This window comes from Pandoraea norimbergensis (assembly GCF_001465545.3).
GTDB lineage: Bacteria > Pseudomonadota > Gammaproteobacteria > Burkholderiales > Burkholderiaceae > Pandoraea > Pandoraea norimbergensis.
The window spans coordinates 3,883,040-3,902,473 of record NZ_CP013480.3 but is presented as its reverse complement, the minus strand read 5'-3'; the positions used below and the strand labels follow the sequence as shown (position 1 = coordinate 3,902,473).

Annotated in this window: 17 protein-coding genes; 13 read left to right on the top strand and 4 right to left on the bottom strand. The window is 63.0% G+C overall.

Translation table 11 applies throughout. From position 1 onward, the window contains the following. Nucleotides 1–14 precede the first annotated feature (14 nt). The 5 genes from AT302_RS17100 (at nt 15) to AT302_RS17080 (ending at nt 5,113) form a co-directional block, all read left to right on the top strand. Nucleotides 15–1,361, top strand: coding sequence for a CaiB/BaiF CoA transferase family protein (locus AT302_RS17100; protein ID WP_058379459.1), 1,347 nt, complete (start codon nt 15–17; stop codon nt 1,359–1,361). A gap of 79 nt (nt 1,362–1,440) precedes the next feature. Then, nucleotides 1,441–2,478 carry a CaiB/BaiF CoA transferase family protein gene (locus AT302_RS17095; RefSeq protein ID WP_058379458.1) on the top strand — a complete coding sequence of 346 codons (1,038 nt, stop codon included), beginning with the start codon at nt 1,441–1,443 and terminating at the stop codon, nt 2,476–2,478. A 99-nt stretch (nt 2,479–2,577) separates the two neighbouring features. Beyond that, nucleotides 2,578–3,339, top strand: coding sequence for a hypothetical protein (locus tag AT302_RS17090; RefSeq protein WP_322788711.1), 762 nt, complete (start codon nt 2,578–2,580; stop codon nt 3,337–3,339). A 94-nt stretch (nt 3,340–3,433) separates the two neighbouring features. Next, a complete protein-coding gene (gene dinB / locus AT302_RS17085) occupies nt 3,434–4,552 on the top strand; it encodes a DNA polymerase IV (RefSeq protein ID WP_058379457.1) in 1,119 nt (372 codons plus the stop codon). A 51-nt stretch (nt 4,553–4,603) separates the two neighbouring features. After that, nucleotides 4,604–5,113 (top strand): MgtC/SapB family protein, encoded by a 510-nt coding sequence (locus AT302_RS17080; RefSeq protein WP_058379456.1) that lies wholly within the window; start codon nt 4,604–4,606, stop codon nt 5,111–5,113. Between the two features lie 386 nt (nt 5,114–5,499). Here AT302_RS17080 and AT302_RS27675 read toward each other — a convergent pair whose 3' ends face one another. Beyond that, a complete protein-coding gene (locus AT302_RS27675; protein ID WP_157125818.1) occupies nt 5,500–5,967 on the bottom strand; it encodes a hypothetical protein in 468 nt (155 codons plus the stop codon). Nucleotides 5,968–6,068: 101 nt separating this feature from the next. Here AT302_RS27675 and AT302_RS17070 point away from each other — a divergent pair, with 101 nt between their 5' ends. Further along, on the top strand, nt 6,069–7,589 hold the full coding sequence (locus AT302_RS17070) for a cryptochrome/photolyase family protein (RefSeq protein WP_058379454.1): 1,521 nt from the start codon (nt 6,069–6,071) through the stop codon (nt 7,587–7,589). A gap of 419 nt (nt 7,590–8,008) precedes the next feature. Here the strand turns inward: AT302_RS17070 and AT302_RS17065 are convergent, their stop codons facing one another. The 3 genes from AT302_RS17065 to AT302_RS17055 form a co-directional block, all read right to left on the bottom strand. Further along, the gene (locus tag AT302_RS17065; RefSeq protein WP_058379453.1) at nt 8,009–8,920 is read right to left on the bottom strand and encodes an urea transporter; all 912 of its coding nucleotides are present in this window, start codon (nt 8,918–8,920) and stop codon (nt 8,009–8,011) included. Between the two features lie 234 nt (nt 8,921–9,154). Then, nucleotides 9,155–10,873, bottom strand: a complete 1,719-nt coding sequence (locus AT302_RS17060; protein ID WP_058379452.1) for a glutamine--tRNA ligase/YqeY domain fusion protein — start codon at nt 10,871–10,873, stop codon at nt 9,155–9,157. A gap of 231 nt (nt 10,874–11,104) precedes the next feature. Beyond that, the gene (locus AT302_RS17055; RefSeq protein WP_058379451.1) at nt 11,105–11,284 is read right to left on the bottom strand and encodes a hypothetical protein; all 180 of its coding nucleotides are present in this window, start codon (nt 11,282–11,284) and stop codon (nt 11,105–11,107) included. 136 nt (nt 11,285–11,420) lie between these two features. Here AT302_RS17055 and AT302_RS17050 point away from each other — a divergent pair, with 136 nt between their 5' ends. The 7 genes from AT302_RS17050 (at nt 11,421) to AT302_RS17020 (ending at nt 19,218) form a co-directional block, all read left to right on the top strand. Beyond that, the gene (locus AT302_RS17050; protein WP_058379450.1) at nt 11,421–11,936 is read left to right on the top strand and encodes a hypothetical protein; all 516 of its coding nucleotides are present in this window, start codon (nt 11,421–11,423) and stop codon (nt 11,934–11,936) included. 630 nt (nt 11,937–12,566) lie between these two features. Next, nucleotides 12,567–12,800, top strand: a complete 234-nt coding sequence (locus AT302_RS17045) for a hypothetical protein (protein ID WP_058379449.1) — start codon at nt 12,567–12,569, stop codon at nt 12,798–12,800. A gap of 90 nt (nt 12,801–12,890) precedes the next feature. After that, the gene (locus AT302_RS17040; protein WP_058379448.1) at nt 12,891–13,385 is read left to right on the top strand and encodes a GNAT family N-acetyltransferase; all 495 of its coding nucleotides are present in this window, start codon (nt 12,891–12,893) and stop codon (nt 13,383–13,385) included. A gap of 108 nt (nt 13,386–13,493) precedes the next feature. Continuing rightward, the gene (locus tag AT302_RS17035; protein WP_058379447.1) at nt 13,494–15,431 is read left to right on the top strand and encodes an ATP-binding cassette domain-containing protein; all 1,938 of its coding nucleotides are present in this window, start codon (nt 13,494–13,496) and stop codon (nt 15,429–15,431) included. A 294-nt stretch (nt 15,432–15,725) separates the two neighbouring features. Then, entirely contained in the window at nt 15,726–17,705 is a 1,980-nt protein-coding gene (locus AT302_RS17030; protein WP_058379446.1) for a DNA topoisomerase IV subunit B, read from the top strand. A 123-nt stretch (nt 17,706–17,828) separates the two neighbouring features. After that, nucleotides 17,829–18,281 carry a DUF4399 domain-containing protein gene (locus tag AT302_RS17025; protein ID WP_174554615.1) on the top strand — a complete coding sequence of 151 codons (453 nt, stop codon included), beginning with the start codon at nt 17,829–17,831 and terminating at the stop codon, nt 18,279–18,281. A gap of 94 nt (nt 18,282–18,375) precedes the next feature. After that, nucleotides 18,376–19,218 (top strand): lytic transglycosylase domain-containing protein, encoded by an 843-nt coding sequence (locus AT302_RS17020; protein WP_237171947.1) that lies wholly within the window; start codon nt 18,376–18,378, stop codon nt 19,216–19,218. Nucleotides 19,219–19,434 lie beyond the last annotated feature (216 nt).

The following is a 19,434-nucleotide window of genomic DNA, read 5'->3' as shown; positions in this document are numbered from 1 at the left end:
AGAGGAGGCAGCACATGCAGGATGCCGTTCGCGCGACGCCAATGCCACTGCAAGGCATCCGCGTGGTGGAGTTCTCTCATATGGTGATGGGCCCGACGTGCGGCATGGTGCTGGGCGATCTCGGCGCCGACGTCATCAAGGTCGAGCCGGTGAGCGGCGATGCCACGCGCCGGTTGCTCGGCACCGGTGCGGGGTTTTTTCGCACGTTCAACCGGAACAAGCGCAGTCTGGCCGTCGATGTCACACGCCCGGAAGGGCGGGAGTTGATGCTTCGGCTCGTGGGCACGGCCGACGTGGTGACTGAGAACTTCAAACCGGGCCGCATGCGGCAGATCGGGCTCGACTATGCCACGCTCGCGCGGCTCAACCCCGCGCTGGTCTATGTCTCGCTCAAGGGGTTTCTGCCGGGACCGTATGCCGCGCGCACAGCACTCGACGAAGTCGTGCAAATGATGGCCGGGCTGGCGTACATGACGGGGCCGCCGGGGCAGCCGTTACGGGCCGGCGCATCGGTCAACGACATCATGGGCGGTGTGTTCGGCGCGCTGGCGGCGCTCGCGGCCCTCTATGAGCGCAAGACCACGGGGCGCGGACAGGAAGTGCAGGGCGCGCTTTTCGAGAACTGCGTCTTGCTTGCAGCGCAACACATGCAGCAATACGCGGTCACGGGCGTGGCGCCGGCGCCGATGCCGGCGCGCGTCTCGGCATGGGGCATCTACGACGTATTTACCGCACGCGACGGCGTGCAGATCTTTCTGGCGGTGGTGAGCGACACGCAGTGGCGCATTTTCTGCGACGTCTTCGGGCGCAGCGACTTGGCCGACGATGCGAGGCTCGCCACCAACAATGACCGCGTGCTCGCGCGCGATTGGCTGATGCCGCTGCTGCGCGAGATGGTGCAGGGCTACGACGCGGACTACCTGTCGGCCGCGTTCGAGCGTCACGGCTTGCCGTTCGCGCCCATCGTCACCCCGCAGGCGCTGTTCGACGACCCGCATCTGCAAGCGAGCGGCGGCCTCGGCGAGTTGACCACCGATGACGGTGAGCACACCGCCGTACCCTTGCTGCCGATCACCATGGCCGGGCAGCGCCTGCCGGCGCGCATGCCGTTACCGACGGTCGGTGAGCACACCGGTGAGATTCTGCGCGAGATCGGCTATCGCGACGTGCAGATCGCCCGCCTGCTGGCCGAGGGCGTGATTGCGTGGCCGTCGGGGGCCCCCGGGGATGACGCGCATGACGGGCATGACGGGCATCCGGACGGACAGGCGCCGAGGTCAGCCTCCGCCGACGCCACCGGCGCGATGGCATCGACCGTTGGCAGCGCGGCGACGAATTCAGACAAGTCCGAGGGCGAATGAGGGTTCGTCTGGTTGCGGGCGAAGGGTGAGGCACGATACGGTAGCAAGCAGTCGCCCGATAACCCTATTCCGCTACCCCATGACCGCCTCTCAAGATGCGCCGCTGGCCGGCGTTACCGTACTGGATCTCACCCGTTTGCTCCCCGGCCCGTTGGCCGGCCTGCGTCTCGCAGAGATGGGCGCGCACGTCATCAAGATCGAAGACACCGGCGCGGGTGATTATGCCCGCGAGATGATGCTGCGCGAGGCAGAGGCACCGCCCAGTGCGTTTTGGCGATTGCTCAATCGCGGCAAATCAGTGGAGCGGCTCGATCTCAAGCAAGCCGCCGATCGCGCCGTGTTTCTCGAACACGTGGCACGCGCGGACGTGCTGCTTGAAGGCTTTCGTCCCGGCGTGATGGACCGGCTGGGCTTCGGCTTCGAGACGCTCGTAAAACATCGTCCATCGCTGGTGATGGCATCGATCAGCGGCTACGGACAGCAGGGACCGTTGGCGCAGGCAGCAGGTCACGACATCAACTACATCGGTTACGCGGGCGTGCTTGATCAACTGTGTGACGCGAGCGATGCGCCAATCGTGCCGAACTTCCAGATCGGCGATTTGTTTGGCGGTGCGCAGGCCTGCGTCGAGGTGGTGCTGGCCGCGCTTTTTGCGGCCCTGCGGACCGGGCGCGGGCGGTGGCTCGACGTGTCGATGACACACGAAGTCTTTCGCGCCAATCTGGTGCCGGCTGTGGCGGTGCACCGACAGGCGCGTGCTGCGCGTGCGGGCGAAGACCTGCTCAATGGCGGCGTGCCTTGCTATCAGGTGTATCGCACGCAAGACGGGCGTTACATGGCGGTAGGGGCACTCGAACTTAAGTTCTGGCAGACGTTGTGTGACGTGCTGGACCGTCCGGGGTGGAAAGACAGGCACTGGATGCTCGGGCAACCGGTCGGCGGCGAGGATGCCCGTGCCTTGCAGGCGGAGTTAGCGGCGGTGTTTGCAAGCGCCTCGCAAGCCGACTGGACGGCACGGTTTGCGAACGCCGATTGCTGTGTCACGCCGGTGCTTCGACTCGAAGAGGCGATGACGCATCCGCTATTCACCGGCATGGCGGATGTGCTGAAGGCTTGAGGCGATGGCGTTACCGAATGTCACAAAATTCCTTCGCGGCGTGGCGCAACAACGGTCGTCGATCGCGTAGAGTCGTCGCTTGCCGATCACGACCTGCCCATGATTCGATTGCCTGACTTCGACACCCTGCGCAAGACACGTCGCCTAGTCTGCGTCGTGGCGATGACCTCGCTGTGCGGCGCCTGTGCGTCGTATCAGGAGACCCCGGTCGATCACGGCAAGGTGCGCTCCACGTCGATGACGACGGCCGATCTTGCGCAGACCGATATCAACCGCATGGCAACGCTCGGCATGCGCGCCAATCTCGAAAGTCTCTATCTGCTGGCCGACAAGCTCTACAAGCGCAATCCGCGCGAATGGCGCAAGAGCGGTGCCGCCACGCAAGGGCAAGCGATGGCGCAACTGCGTGCGGCGGTCGAAGGGCGCCGCAATCTGGCGGAATTGAAAGACTTGCGTGACGTCAGGGCGCTGTCGCGTTCACTCGATCCGGCGTTTGACGGCGACCGCGTGGCCGCCTTCGTCTTCAGCTTGTCGGACACGATCATCACGGCGCACGGCGGCAGCACGGTGTTCTATCTGAGCGACGGTCTCGATGGGCAGCGTATCTATAACGCTGCACGAAATGTGGAGATCGCTGCATGGCTGCTGGCCAGCCGTCGCGATCTGGCCGGGCGGCCGCTGCTTCTCGCCAACGAGATGGCCGATGTGACCAACGTGAGTTTTGAACGTGAATTCGGCAAGATCATCGGCCGTCTGGACCTGCTCGCCGAAATGCTCGACGAGAAATATCGGCGAGCGGGTATCGGCTATGTGCAAAACCTGCTCGGCGCGCAGTTTCTTCAGTTCCTGCCGGTGCGGTAGCGGTGGTTGGCAGCGGCATCTCGGAGATGTGCCTCATAGGCTGCGATAAGTAGACGAATGCTGTATATTTGCACAGTGTTTTCCGCCCTTATCCATGCTGCCCCTCACACGCAAAATCATCCACTGCGACGCCGATTGCTTCTATGCCTCGGTCGAGATGCGTGACGATCCGTCGTTGCGGGGCATTCCATTGGCGGTGGGCGGGCAGCCCGATCAGCGCGGCGTCGTCGCCACCTGCAACTACGAGGCCCGCGCGTTCGGCGTGCGCTCCGCCATGCCATCGGCACAGGCGGTCAAGCTTTGCCCCGATCTGCGCATCATTGCGCCGACGATGGAGCGGTATCGCGAAGCCTCGCAACGCATCATGGCGATCTACCGCGATTACACCGATCTGGTCGAACCGCTCTCGCTCGATGAGGCGTATCTGGACGTCACTGATAGCGAGCGATGCGAGGGTTCTGCCACGTTGATTGCCCGCGAGATCCGGACGCGCATCTCGGCGGAGGTCGGACTGACGGTGTCTGCTGGCGTGGCCCCAAACAAGTTCATTGCGAAGATTGCCAGCGACTGGCGCAAGCCGGACGGCATGTTCGTGGTGCGTCCGGCGGAGATCGACGCGTTTGTCGCCGCGCTGCCAGTCGAGCGCCTGTTCGGTGTGGGGAAGGTCACGGCCGAGAAACTGCGTGCACTTGGCGTGGATTCCTGCGGCGATCTTCGCAACCACTCGCTGACGGAATTGACCGAGCGCTTTGGCGTGTTCGGCCAGCGTCTGCATGAACGCTGCCGGGGTATCGATACACGGGAAGTGACGCCTGACCGGGAGCGCAAATCGATCAGCGTCGAAACTACCTACACGCGTGATCTTCGGACGCTCGCCGATTGCGAAGTGGCGTTCGAACCGCTGATGCGCCAGTTGCACGAGCGAATTGCACGGGCACGACGCGGCGAACCGATCGCGATTGCCAAGGTTTTCGTCAAAGTGCGTTTCGCAGACTTTTCGCGTACGACCGCCGAAGCGGGGGCGCTCGGCGTCGACGCCACGCAATGTCGCCAGCTGCTCGCCGAAGCGGTGGGGCGCCGTCGTCGCCCGGTACGGCTGATGGGTGTCGGTGTGCGTCTGCTCGAAGCACAGGCGGCGCGTCAGTTGCGATTGTTCGACGATTGGGACGACGTGCCCGTCGCTGTGCAGGAAGGGGGCGCAGCAAGCGCATAAGCAAGCCATAATGCTGCATCACACTTGCGTATGCGGGTAGGGAGAAAGCGGATGGCGGAGATCATCGAAGTTACGCTGCGGCTCACGGCCGCATTGTTGTTGGGCGGTCTGGTCGGACTCAACCGTAACTTGCATCACAAATCGGTGGGGTTGCGCACGCTCGCCATCGTCTCGTTCGGCTCGGCGCTATTCGTGCTGGCCGTGGTGCCGTTCCCCGGTTCTGACGTCGCGACCGATGCGTCGTCGGTGGGCCGCGTCGTGCAGGGCATCGTGGCCGGTATCGGCTTTCTAGGCGCGGGCTGCATTGTGCGCTCGGGGCGCAGTGCCAACGTGCACGGCTTCACCACCGCGGCGGCGCTCTGGAGTACGACCGGCATCGGCATCATCTGCGGGCTGGGGCGCTGGCATATCGCGCTCGTGGCGATGGTGCTGCTGCTTATCGTGCTGGCGGTCGGCGGGCGAATCGAAGCCCTCGCACACCGCTGGCTGGGCCACGACGATCCATCGCCGGAAGCGGCTGCCGGGGACGCGTCGGCGCCGCGTGGGCCCGACGACAAGTGACTTCCGGCTGACCTCTGGAAAAGATGCACATCACGCCCTCCTGGCTCAGGATGCGGCGGACAAATTCCTGCGGATACCGAAGAAAAATGCCCGCCGAAGCGGGCAAATGACGTTGTCGCAGTACCCCCAAAAGGACGTAAGAGGGCGATTTCATTTTGGTCAACCGAGTACCGTTCGCCAATCGGGGCTTGCCCGATTAGGGAAAGCACGCTCGGGAGAACGCTTATGCGGCGGGTAGCGGTGAGTAGCGGTGAGTAGCGGTGAGTAGCGGCGACGAACGGCTGTTTGGGGGTGCCTTCCACTGATTGGCGTTTGCCATTTCAACGTGGCTCAGCCCGGTCGCCAAGCTCGATGACCCGGCACCGTCCCCCCGTCCTCGAATCCCATCACTGAAGTGCGCGCAACTCCGTGGCACGGGCTCGCGCCACGCGTTGGCCGTCGGCCTGTAGCGTGGCTGTCGCGGCATCGGCCTGCTGTGCTGCGTCGGTCGCCGTCGTGTAGGTCACGATGGCAGCCTGTCGCTCGCGTCGGAATCGCTCGGTGATGGGGGAACATTCGACGGCGGCTTCGTCGGCAAGACGGACCGGATCGGGCACCAGATTGACGTAGCGCGCGACGTGTCCGTACAAACAAGTCCGGTACTGATCTGCGGCCGCGTTGGCGGCGGCCAGATGGCGCTCACGCAGGGTGGCCGCATCGGGAGCAGGTTGGGTGGCCTTTGACGCCGCTGGCGGTGCTTTCGATGGCGTGGCGCAGCCGGCGAGCAAGGTGGCCGCGACAAGGATGAGGGCAGAGGGGAAGGCAGCAAGCCGGCCCGCGCGAGCGCCGGCCAAAGTCGGAAACGTCCGAGACATGAGGTAATCGACGCCGATGGCATAAAGTCCGCGATGCCGCTATGGTACGGGATTTGACGGACCAAACCGATACCGGCACGAGAGTGTCGCGCCGATCTGACATGACTGAATTTCAAAAGGGACTGGTGTGGCTGCGACGCGATTTGCGCTGCACCGACAACGCGACGCTGGCGCAAGCCTTGGCGACGTGCGGACAGGTTTATGTCGTGTTCGTGTTCGACACGACGATTTTGTCGGCCCTGCCGCGCGACGACCGCCGTGTCGCATTCATCCACGAAAGCGTCACGGCACTGGCGCATGACATCGAGGCGGCCGGCGGAGCACTGATCGTGCGTCATGGCGACCCGGTCGACGTGATTCCCGCGCTGGCGCAGTCGCTTGGCGTGCAGGTGGTTTTCGCTGGACGAGACTATGAGCCGGGCGCCGTGACGCGCGACCGTCAGGTCAGCCGCTTGCTGGACGACGCGGCGATCGGCTTCGAGCACGTCAAGGATCAGGTCGTCTTCGAGATGAATGAGGTGCTGACGGCGCAGAGCGAGCCCTATAGCGTCTTCACGCCATACCAGCGTGCGTGGCTCAAGCAGGCGCAGCCAGTCGATCTGGCGCCCCATGGCCGTCGTGCCGACATGCGGCGGCTGGCGGCGCCCGAGTCGATTTCCAGGGATGCGGCGTCGGAGGCAACCACCGAAATCCCGTCGCTGGCAGAACTGGGCTTCGATGTGCCTGCGGAGCGCCGCATGGCGATCCCGGCAGGCGAAGCCGGTGCGCAGCAACTGCTCGACGACTTCCTGCCGCGCATGGCCCATTACCGTGAACGCCGCGACTATCCGGCGGTACGTGGGCCGAGTTATCTCTCCGTGCATCTTCGCTTCGGCACTATTTCAATCCGGACACTCGCCCGCGAAGCGCATGCGGCCATGCTCCGTGGGGGGGACGCCGGTGCGGGCGCGCAGACATGGCTGAGCGAGCTGATCTGGCGCGAGTTCTACTTCATGATCCTGCATCACCATCCGGAAGTGGTCGGCAACGCGTTCAAACCGGCCTATGACGCGATTCAATGGGCGAGCGGACCAGCGGCTGACGACGATTTCAACGCTTGGTGTGAGGGCCGCACGGGCTATCCGCTGGTGGATGCGGCGATGCGTCAGATCAACCAGACGGGGTACATGCATAACCGCCTGCGCATGGTCGTGGCGAGCTTTCTGGTGAAAGATCTGGGCGTCGACTGGCGACGCGGCGAGGCGTACTTCGCGCTGGCGCTCAATGATTTCGATCTGGCTGCGAACAACGGCGGCTGGCAGTGGGCAGCCTCGACGGGGTGCGACGCGCAACCTTACTTCCGAATTTTCAACCCGGTGACCCAGTCGGAGAAGTTCGATCCACAGGGGCGTTTTATCCGTAAATACGTGCCGGAGCTGGCCAATCTGTCCGACAAGGCCATTCACGCGCCCTGGCGCGTCGACGCGCCGGTGCTGGCGCTCGCCAAAGTCGAACTAGGCCTTGATTATCCTCAGCCGCGCGTGGCGCACGACGTGGCGCGCAAGGAAACGCTCGCACGCTATGCCGTGGTCAAAACGCCTGCGACTTCGGAGGGCAATGCGGAGGATGAGGCGGCTGATTGATGCGGCCGATTGAGCGGGCTGATTGAGCGGGCTGATTGAGCGGGCTGACTGAGGCCCAAGCCGAACACACGCAGTCGAATTTACGTATATTTCCTCATATATTCGCGTATACCCCGGTCAACTTTCTTCACGCTCATCCGTTGATACAGGTAAGACACGAAAGAGGTCTGGGCTTCGGTAGCGAGCGGAAACGTCGGGGGGCGTTTGCCATTGCCTCCGGTGTCAGGGAGGAAGCAGAGCAAGACGGATGGAAGTGCTCGGAATACGAGCGAGGGCAGGCCAAAACCACACTACGGGGAAGCTAAACACCTTTGCCGCGCAGACGGCAGCTTCGAATCACGGGGTTAGCGACAAGCGAGTGCCCGGAACCTTACGGTTTCGGGCTTTTTTTTGCCTGCGCTCAAGGCCGCAGGGAGGCTTCAGCGTTGTGGGGCCGGGGGTGTTGGGTCGACGGGCTGTCCGCCCTGTGTGACGGCAAGCAACGCCCACGCCGCAAGGTTGAACGGCAGCGTGAAATACGGCCAGCCGAGCGGCCCCAGCAGGGCGCCCAAAACGACACAAAACAAACCGGCAAGGGCTGCCCCCGCCAGACGCACACCCGGGCGGCGATGGAAGACACCCAGCCCGAGTGCCGCGAGAAACCCATTCACGCCGATGCCGCCCGCTTGCCCCGCCAACGCGGGCCAATGCTGTGCCAGTAGCGCAATGCCCAGCCAGACGGCGACACCCGCAGCCAGTGCCCAGACCGTCGCACGGGCGTTCCACAGGGCCAGCACATACCAAGTGAGCAAGCCGAGCACCAACGGGGCGACGAACACGACCTGTCCGACCGAACAGAAGACAAAACCCGGCGTGCCCGTATCGCAGGCAAGCGCCGCAGTACGTGGCAACAGCCCGAGCCACGGCTGCATCGCCCACGACAGGGCCATGACCGCGACGAAGGGGCCAGTGAGTGCAGGTAGGCGATGGCGAGAGAGTTCGGCGGATGCGATGACCGTCAGACACACGCACACCGACAACCACACGGCTGACGTGAGGTCGGGCTGCAACAAGGCGCCGAACGCGATGCCCGTCAACGCAGCGTTGTAGCCGAACAGGCCTTGGCGCCGGGCGTCGCGCGGTAAGCGCAGGACCAGCGCGATGAGCGAAGCGCCCACACTTGCTGCCAGCCCCGTGAGCGCGGCCGGACGATCGGCGAGCATGAGTACGGCAAGCAGCAGCAGCCCGATGCCTGCCGATGGAATGAAGTAAATCTGCGCGAAGTTTGCCGTCAGGCCGTGGAGTTCAGCGGCCAGCCAGCGGTATGGGGCGAGGGCAGGTGACTCCGCCACGGACGAGGCTGGAGAAGGCGGCACAGAGAGTGACGCAGAAAGCGACGGTGAGCGGGACGGTGGCATGCAGCGGCGGCCATTGGACGATTGGCGCGAGCTTACGCCGAACGCGCCGCCCGGAGCGCGCCGGTTCGTTATATTCCGTATCAGGTGGCTCGGATCATCTAGCCCAAAAACACAAAACCCGCGTACGAAGACGCGGGTTTTGCTTGAAACGAGAGACGTTCAGCGAACTTACTTGCCGCCGCCCTTGGCCGGCTTGACGGCCCAACTGTCCTTGAGCGACACGATGCGGTTGAACACCGGCTTGCCCGGTGCCGAGTCGTGGCGATCGGCCACAAAGTAGCCGTGGCGCTCGAACTGCACGCGGTCTTCCGGTGCCACGTTCAGCAGCCCCGGTTCGACATAGGCTTGCGTCACGCGCTTGGCGTTCGGGTTGATCGCGTCGAGGAAGTTCTTGTCACCGGCGTCCGGGTTCGGATCGATGAACAGACGATCGTAGATGCGCACTTCGGCACCCAGCGCATGCAGTGCACTCACCCAGTGGATGTTGCCCTTGACCTTGTAGGTGTCGGCGCCCGGCGTGCCCGAACGGCTGTCTTCAAAGTAGTTGCAATGCACGGCAGTCACGTTGCCGTCGGCATCGGTGTCGAAGCCCGTGCATTCGACGACGTAGCCGTAGCGCAGACGCACCTTGTTGCCCGGGAACAGGCGGAAGAAGCCCTTGACCGGTTCGGCCTGGAAGTCTTCGCGCTCGATCCACAGCTCGCGCGAGATCGGGAACGTGCGCATGCCGCGCTCCGGGAAGTGCGGGTGCACGGGGGCGTGGCAGTCTTCCTGCTGGCCTTCCGGATAGTTGTCGATGATCAGCTTGAGCGGGTCGAGCACGGCCGTGGCGCGCGGCGCCTTCGGGTCGAGATCGTCACGCAATGCCCCTTCGAGAATGCTCATGTCGATCCACGAGGCCGACTTCGCTACGCCGATGCGCTCGCAGAACAATTGCAGACTTTCCGGCGAGAAGCCACGACGGCGCAGGCCGACGAGGGTGGGCATGCGCGGATCGTCCCAGCCGTCGACGTGCTTTTCGTCGACGAGCTGGCGCAGCTTGCGCTTGCTGGTAATCGCGTACGTCAGTTGCAGACGCGCGAATTCGATCTGTTGCGGCATCGGGCGCGTGAACATGCCTGCGTCGGCCAACTCGCCGAGCACCCAGTCGTAGAACGGACGCTGGTCTTCGAACTCCAGCGTGCACAGGCTGTGCGTGATGTTCTCGATGGCATCTTCGAGCGGGTGCGCGTAGGTGTACATCGGGTAGATGCACCAGGCGTCGCCCGTACGGTGGTGATGGGCGTGACGAATACGATAGATGGCCGGATCGCGCAGATTGATGTTCGGCGACGCCATATCGATCTTGGCGCGCAGCACATGCGTGCCGTCGGCAAACTCGCCCGCACGCATGCGGCGGAACAGGTCGAGATTCTCTTCGACGGTGCGATTGCGGAACGGCGAATCCTTGCCCGGCTCGGTCAGCGAGCCGCGATTGGCGCGCATGTCCTCGAAGCTCTGGCTGTCGACGTAGGCTTTGCCCCGCTGAATCAGCGTCTCGGCGCCCTGATAGAGCGTTTCGAAATAGTCGCTGGCGAAGTAAAGGTGTTCCTTGCCCGGCGTGTCGTAGCTGAAGCCCAGCCACTTCACCATCTCGATGATGGAGTCGACGTATTCGGTCTCTTCCTTCTCGGGGTTGGTGTCGTCAAAGCGCAGATGGCACACGCCATCGTAGTCGCGCGCCATGCCGAAGTTCACACAGATCGCCTTGGCGTGACCGATGTGGAGGTAGCCGTTCGGCTCCGGCGGGAAGCGCGTCTCGACGCGCTGGCCCCATTTGCCCGAGCGGTTGTCTTCGTCAATGATGTTGCGGATGAAATTGGATGCCGCTGTCAGCTCTGTGCTCATGCCAGTCCAGTGTTCGGAATTTGCCGAATATTCTACCGTACCGCACCGCACCACGGGCGAGCGTCGACTCGCGTGATACGCGTTATTCGCCGGTGAGGTGCGGCATCTTGCAAAAAGAACTGCCGCTTGCGCGGCAGTCAGGGTGTTATCGAGCCGAAATCAGATCACCGAAGTCAGGCCATTTAAGTCAGGCCATTTAAGTCAGATCGCTGACGTCGGCGATCAGCGCGCTCAAGAGGACGAACGCTGGGGCCAGTTGGCGTAGGAGAGCAGCCAGAGAGAAATGATGTTGACCACCGGAATGAAGGCCAGCACCGTGAACCACGGTGAAAAGCCCAGCCGGGTCAGAATGCGCCAGACGGGAACGCCAACGAGCACGATAGCGACGAGCAAGCCGATGAGACTGGACATACGATATCTCCCCGAAAGTCCCCGCCGACGGCGGGCGTGAGGCCAAGTATATAGCGACCGGGTCCGCCACTGCGCTCAGATTGTCCTATCCTGAAAACACTGCCGGCCCCGCTGGCGGTCCTTCTGGGAGGACATCATGGAACTGCACCTCCACTCGCACCGCTATACGCATCGGTCGCCCGACTGGGCCGCCGCAGCGGTCGCCGGCTTTGTCGCCTGCGCTTTCTTCTCCGCCGTCGAAATGCTCATGGTCCTGCTGGTCTCCGGCCAGAGCCCATGGGTGCCGCCGCGCATGGTCGCCGCGATCGTGCTCGGCCCGGGCATTCTGTCGCTGCCGCCAACGTTCGATGTCTCCATCGTCGCCATGGCGCTGATGGTGCACGCGGCCATCGGCGTGGTACTCGGGGTGGTGCTCGGCGCCATCATCGCGCCATTCCGGCTCGATTCGGACGTGCCCACCGTCGCCATTGCCGGCGGGGTGTTCGGTCTGGTCGTCTATGCCGTGAATTTCTACGTGATGACGCAACTGTTCCCGTGGTTCATCGAGTCCCGCACGTGGATGATGGTGGTGGGGCACGTGGTCTTCGGGGCGTTCGCGGGCTACATGTACTGGGTGCTGGCGAAAATCGACGATCGCGCGCCAGCACCGTAGGGTTCACGCGCTTTGGTGCGCTGCCGTTAAAATTCTGATATCATTCGCCATCTGCATTTATCCGTCCGTCAATTTCGGACGCGCCAATGCGGTCTCCAGTGGCATGAGATGCCGGGCTGCGCCCGGCAACGGCAGGTTCGCGACACGATAATCACTACACAGATGTGTCGCGTGTTCCCAGTCCGTTACATGCCAACTTGAACGTCAGGTGTGTCAGATCTGACGCTCAGCCGCTGTCCCTGGAGGGATGGCAGGCACCGATCCCCGAAACAGGAAGTTTGCCAGGGTCACCCCGCGCGCTTTGCGTGGCGTTGATACGCGTCAATGCGTTCTACCGCCGTGCCAGGCATGCTTGGCGTACCCGTCCTAGTGATCGTTCGATCCACGCAATCCATGCGATCGACAGGTTTCTCAGCGCTCCCATGACGCCGTCATGAGACGCCGAAGCCGGTCGACGTGTAGCTACAGTGACAAGTCAGTCACTGAAATGTCGCGTGTTTGTCATATTCGACCGCTAGGCTGCGTGCACTTCACGGAAACATTTGTGCGAGTTTGCACTCTCATCACCGTAAGCCGATTCGAGAGGGATTATTTATCAGTTATATTTTTTGCAGTAAGAAGGAAACCAAAATGAAAACAACGCAATATCAAGAATTCCAGTACAGCGTCCATGCCGTGGAGCGTGACAACGCCCGCTGGGACGCGTTCTACGAGATTCACCGCCCGACCGGGCATGGCATGGAGAAAGTGGGCGCGTATCAGGTTCAGACCGCCTATGGCTTCGCCACCCAAGGCTTCGCCCTTGATGACGCCGAACGCAATGCGCGTGCCGACATCGAGCAAGGCATCGTCTACTATCAGTAAAACTCCCATCCCCTGTGTGACCGACGGCATCGCCGCGCTGCGACGGTGCTATAGTCCCGGCTTTCGCAAAGCAAGGCTGGAGAGTCGGCAATGGAATGGATGTGCAAGTCGTTCGACGAGTTGGGCAGCACACTGCTTTACCGCGTGCTGGCCGCACGTAACGCGGTATTCGTGGTCGAGCAGAACTGCCCGTATCAGGATATCGATGGGCGCGACATCCACAGCCTGCACCTGATTGCCCAGGTGCGCGATGCCGACGCACAGCCGCAGATTGCTGCCTATTTGCGTTTGCTGCCGCCGGGGCTGGCTTACGACGAAGCGTCGATTGGCCGTGTCATCACGGCAGCGTCGCATCGCGGTACAGGCCTTGGGCGCGAGTTGCTCGCCCGGGCCATCGCGATTGCCGACGTGCAGTGGCCCGATGCCCCGTTGCGCATTGGCGCGCAGGCACATTTGGAAGCGTTTTATGGCGGATTCGGCTTCGTCAAGTCGAGCGAGCCTTACGACGAAGACGGCATCATGCATATCGAGATGCTGCGCGCGCCGGCCAGTGAGCCGGCGGGCGATCCGCATTTCGTAAGTTAAGTGAGCTAAACGCACGAGGCGGCTCGCCTCGTCACACCCTCACCGGCGCCGGGCGTTCGCGCCCGGCACTACAATACCTTCCATCGCAGTTCACCCGTTTCCCGACACATGGCTTTGTATTCCATCACCGGCGCCCAATTGGCGTTCGGCCACGTGGCATTGCTCGACAATGCCGATTTCTCGCTTGAAGCGGGTGAGCGCGTCGGTCTGATCGGCCGTAACGGCGCCGGCAAGTCGTCGTTGCTCAAGATTGTCGCGGGACTGACCGCGCCTGACGACGGTCTGATTGCGCGCCAAGGCACGCTCAACACGGTCTACGTGCCGCAGGAACCCGAGTTCGACCCCGAGCAATCGGTGTTCGACGCCGTGGCGCAGGGTCTTGGCGAGATGCACGGCGTGCTCTCCGATTACGAACGCACCGTCGACGCGCTGGGCGTTGTGACTGAAGGTGCCGAACACGACGATTTGCTCGCGCATCTGATGGCGCTGCAATCGTCGCTCGACGCTTCCGACGGATGGCAACTCAAGACGCGCGTGGAAACCACCATCGCGCAGCTTAGCCTCGACGGGCATGCCCGCGTGGGCGCGCTCTCGGGCGGGATGCAAAAACGTGTGTCGCTCGCACAGGCGTGGGTCGCCAAGCCCGACGTGCTGCTGCTCGACGAGCCGACCAACCACCTGGACTTCGACGCCATTCGCTGGCTGGAAGAGCTGTTGATCGGCTTTCGCGGTGCGTTGTTCTTCATCACCCACGATCGAAGCTTCCTCGACCGCGTTGCCACGCGCATCGTCGAACTCGACCGCGGCCGTCTGCTTTCGTACCCGGGCAACTTCACGCAGTATCAGGAACGCAAGGCCGCGCAGCTGGAAATCGAGCGCGTGGAAAACGACAAGTTCGACAAGCTGCTTGCACAAGAAGAAGTGTGGATTCGCAAGGGCGTGGAAGCGCGCCGCACGCGTAGCGTGTCGCGTATCGAGCGACTGAAAGCGATGCGCACTGAACGTGCCGGACGTCGCGAGACGCAAGGCAATGTGCGCATGGAAGTCGGTCAGGCCGACCGGTCCGGCAAGATCGTGGCCGAGCTGACCAACGTCACGAAATCGTACGGCGATCGTGTGATCGTGCGCGACTTCACAGCCACGCTCATGCGCGGCGACAAGGTCGGACTGGTCGGACAGAACGGTGCCGGCAAGACGACGCTGCTCAAGCTGATTCTCGGGCAGATCGCCCCGGACAGCGGCGAGATTCGCGTGGGCACGAACATGCAGGTGGCGTACTTCGACCAGATGCGCGCGCAACTCGATCCGGAGAAGAGCCTGCTCGACACGATCAGCCCGGGTAGCGAGTGGATTGAAATCAACGGTGCCCGCAAGCACGTGATGAGCTATCTCGGCGACTTCCTGTTCTCGCCGGAACGCGCCCGCTCGCCGGTGAAATCGCTCTCCGGCGGTGAGCGCAACCGTCTGTTGCTCGCCCGTCTGTTTGCGCGTCCGGCCAACGTGCTGGTGCTCGACGAACCGACCAACGACCTCGACATCCCGACCCTCGAACTGCTCGAAGAACTGCTTGAGGACTACAGCGGCACGGTGTTCCTCGTGAGCCACGACCGTACGTTCCTCGACAACGTGGTGACGTCAGTCATTGCGGCGGAAGGCGACGGCAACTGGCGCGAATACGTCGGCGGCTTCTCCGACTGGCAAGTTCAGCGCGAGCGCTCGGTAGCCATGTCCGCGCAACGCGCACCGGCGGCAGAGGCGACGAAAGACGCCGCAAAGGACACCCCCGCCGCAGCCAAGCGCACCAGCAAGGTCAAGTTGAGCTACAAGGAACAGCGTGAACTCGATGGCCTGCCCGAGCGCATCGCAGCGCTCGAAGTGGAACAGCAAGACGCCACCGCGAAGCTCGCAGATGGCTCGGTCTTTGTGAAAGATCCGGCTGCGGGTGCGGCGCTGTCTGAACGTTGCGAAGCGATTGAACTGGAGTTGCTCGAAGCGCTCGAACGCTGGGAAGTGCTCGAAGCCAAGCAACGCGGCGACGACGCTTGAGCGTTCACGCGACGCGTCACGCTGACGCGTTGCGAGTGACAGTACAATAGGCCGCGATCCATTGGACGCGGCCCTGTTCTTTTCAGGCGCGCCATGCCGAATGCCATGGCTGCCTGACGTGGAGGAAGGCTCATTTGATAGCGAGTGAGCCGACAGGGTTGCCTAATAAGTGGGCGCGGCAATGCAAGTGATTGATCCAGCGTCACTTTTCTCATGTGTTAATGGGTTTTCCCCGTGGTTGTCCACAGCTTGTGTGGATAAGCGCCGGGCGTCGTACCCCAATTCAGTCACACTATGTCGAAAAAAAACACGCCTGCCCAATACAGCGAAGCTTCCATCAAGGTTCTGAAAGGACTTGAGCCGGTCAAGCAGCGCCCGGGCATGTACACCCGCACCGAGAATCCGCTGCACATCATTCAGGAAGTCATCGACAACGCGTCGGATGAGGCGTTGGGGGGCTTCGGCAGACAGATTCTCGTGACGCTACATAAGGATGGCTCGGTCAGCGTCGAAGACGACGGCCGGGGCATTCCCGTCGGCATTCACCCGGAGGAGGGCGTCCCGGTCGTGGAGATCGTGTTCACGCGTCTGCACGCCGGCGGCAAGTTCGATAAGGCAGCCGGCGGCGCTTACACGTTCTCGGGCGGTCTGCACGGCGTGGGCGTCTCGGTGACGAATGCACTCGCTACGCGACTAGCGGTCACCGTGTGGCGCGACGGTCAGGTCTCCGATCTTGAATTCGCCGATGGCGGCAATGTCAGCGTCGCGTTGCATTCGCGCGCCGCACAGCGCGGTGAGAAGAAGAGCGGTACGCGCGTCACGGTTTGGCCGGATACGAAATACTTCGACAGCCCGACGTTGCCGCTCAGCGAATTGCAGCGTCTGCTGCGCTCGAAGGCTGTGCTGCTGCCGGGCGTGCGCGTCACACTGCGTCAGGAGAAAAACGGCGACGAACAGACGTGGTTCTACGAACATGGCCTGCGCGGTTATCTGGTCGAGTCGCTGAACGGCGCCGAGCCGCTGATTCCGTTGTTCGAAGGCGAGCGTTTTGCCGACGGCAGCGAAGACAGCTTTGCCGAAGGCGAGGGCGCTGCGTGGGTCGTGGCGTGGACCGAAGACGGCGCGCAGGTGCGCGAGTCGTACGTCAACCTGATTCCGACGCCCGCAGGCGGCACGCACGAATCCGGTTTGCGCGAAGGCCTGTTTCAGGCCGTGCGTGGCTTCATCGAGTTGCACAACCTTCAACCGAAGGGCGTGAAGTTGCTGCCGGAAGACGTGTTCTCGCGCGTGTCGTTCGTGCTCTCGGCGAAGGTGCTCGATCCGCAGTTTCAGGGCCAGATCAAGGAACGCCTGAACAGCCGCGATGCCGTGCGTCTCGTGTCGTCGTTCACGCGCCCGGCGCTGGAGCTGTGGCTCAATCACCATGTCGAGCATGGCAAGAAGCTCGCCGAACTCGTGATTCGTCAGGCACAGGCACGCACGCGCGCCGGCCAGAAGATCGAGAAGAAGAAGAGCTCCGGCGTGGCCGTGCTGCCCGGCAAACTCACCGATTGCGAAACCGAAGACATCACGCGCAACGAACTGTTTCTGGTCGAGGGCGACTCGGCCGGTGGTTCGGCGAAGATGGGGCGCGACAAGGAATTTCAGGCGATTCTGCCGTTGCGCGGCAAGGTCCTCAACACGTGGGAGACCGAGCGCGACAGGCTCTTCGCAAACAACGAAGTGCACGATATCGCAGTGGCCATCGGCGTCGATCCGCACGGCCCGAACGACACGCCGGACTTGTCGAATCTTCGGTACGGCAAGATCTGCATCTTGTCGGATGCCGACGTCGACGGCTCGCACATTCAGGTGCTGCTGCTCACGCTGTTCTTCCGTCACTTCCCGCAACTGATTGCGACCGAGCACGTGTATGTGGCGCGCCCGCCGCTGTATCGCGTCGATGCACCGGCACGTGGCAAGAAGCCCGCGCAAAAACTCTACGCGCTGGACGAAGGCGAACTCGAAGCCATTCTCGACAAGCTGCGCAAGGATGGCGTGAAGGAGTCAGCGTGGTCGATCAGCCGCTTCAAGGGGCTGGGCGAAATGAGTGCCGAGCAGTTGTGGGAAACCACGATGAACCCCGACACGCGGCGTTTGAGCCCGGTCGCGCTGGGTGCGCTCGATTTCGACGCGACCGTATCGCGCATGAATATGCTCATGGGCAAGGGCGAGGCGGCACAACGCCGCAGCTGGCTCGAAGCCAAGGGCAACGAAGTCGAAGCCGACATCTGACGGTCGGTTTTGATGTTACGTACGCTGGGTGGTGCGCTAGGGCCAGCAGGCCCGGCCGCCCGATCAGCGTGAGTGCCCACATAGTGGGATAATCCACCTTTCACCCATACCGGGAGTCACGTTATGTTGCGTTCTATGCGTTTCAGCGTGCGTCACATTGCCGTGCCGATGTTGCTTCTCGGCGCCAGCGCCGCGGCTTCTGCACAGTCCACCCAGCCGGTTCAAGCGGCACCGGGCGCGCGTGTCTTCTTCGTCGCGCCGAAGGATGGTGCGACGGTGACCAACCCGGTCGTGGTCAAGTTCGGCGTCGAGGGCATGGCGATCAAACCGGCGGGCGACATGTCGCCCAACACCGGCCATCACCACCTCATCATCGACGGCGATCCGGTTCCCGCAGGACAGGTCGTGCCGACTGACGACTCGCACCTGCATTTCGGCAAAGGCCAGACCGAGACGACTGTCAATCTGACGCCCGGCGATCACGTGTTGACGATGCAATTCGCCAACGGGGCGCACCAGTCGTATGGTCCGGCGATGAGCCAGACAATCAAGGTGCATGTCAAAGGCCAACAATAGTTTTCGCCCGATGGCGCACCGCTTGATACGCGGGGTCGTACCCAGTGTCAACGCCGTGCGCCGATGGTTCTCTCTGCGGCCGGTCGCAGGGCGTGTGCTGGCAGTGCTGCTGCTGACGGCGGCGCCGCTCGCTCACGCTGATCTGTACGGCTACGTCGACGAGAACGGTGTGGCGCATCTGGCCGCACGCAAACTCGATGCGCGCTTTCGTCTCGTGGTGAGCTCCGGTGCCAATGCCGATCTGCGCATTGCACAGGGTGAAGCCCAGACCGGACTCGTGAGTGGTGCAGACCGCTCGCGCCTCTACGACGCCCTCGCGCGTCATCCCAACTTGCGTAAGCTCGCGCCGGTCATCGCGCAGGCGGCCGATCGTTTTCATGTCGACGCGGCGCTGCTCAAGGCTGTGATTGCGGCCGAATCGGGCTTCGACAGCGATGCGGTGTCGCCCAAGGGCGCCGTCGGACTCATGCAGGTGTTGCCCGCCACAGGCGAGCGCTACGGCGTGCGTGCCGATGCTCGCCGGACGGTCGCCGACAAACTCACCGATCCGCGAACGAATGTGTTGACGGGGGCGCGTTACCTGCGTGACTTACAGGCGCGCTATCCCGATCGTCTTGAGTTGGTCCTCGCGTCTTACAACGCAGGCGAGGGCGCCGTTGCACGGCATGCCGATCAGATTCCGCCGTACGCCGAGACGCAGAGTTACGTGGCAGCCGTGCTCGAACTTTATCGACGCTTCAACCCCGACGCGCCGGCCTCCGGTGGCGGCACGCTGAAGACCGGTGTGCCGGGCGGGCGCGCCAATATCAGCGGCTCGCGCAATGGCCGGATTCACGTCATTTTGGGCGCCCCCCAAGGCCTGCCTGTCGTGCCGGCGACACTGCCGAACGCGCCGTTGCCAGCGCCAGCGCTGCCGTCGGTGCCGACGACGGATTGAAGGCATTCGTCAACCGGTTGCACTGAGCCAGCCGACCCTCACGTTTCTCCCGACACCCCACGGCATGACGACTTCAACGGTATGACGTCACGATGGCGCCGGATACTCGCTGAGGTCTCCCTCGGATTCGTCCGAAACGCGTGTGGAATCTCGGCAGTTGCGGTCGCCGTTATCCCTAATTCGCAAGTTCGCTTTGTCATTCGGCAGTGTTTTTGC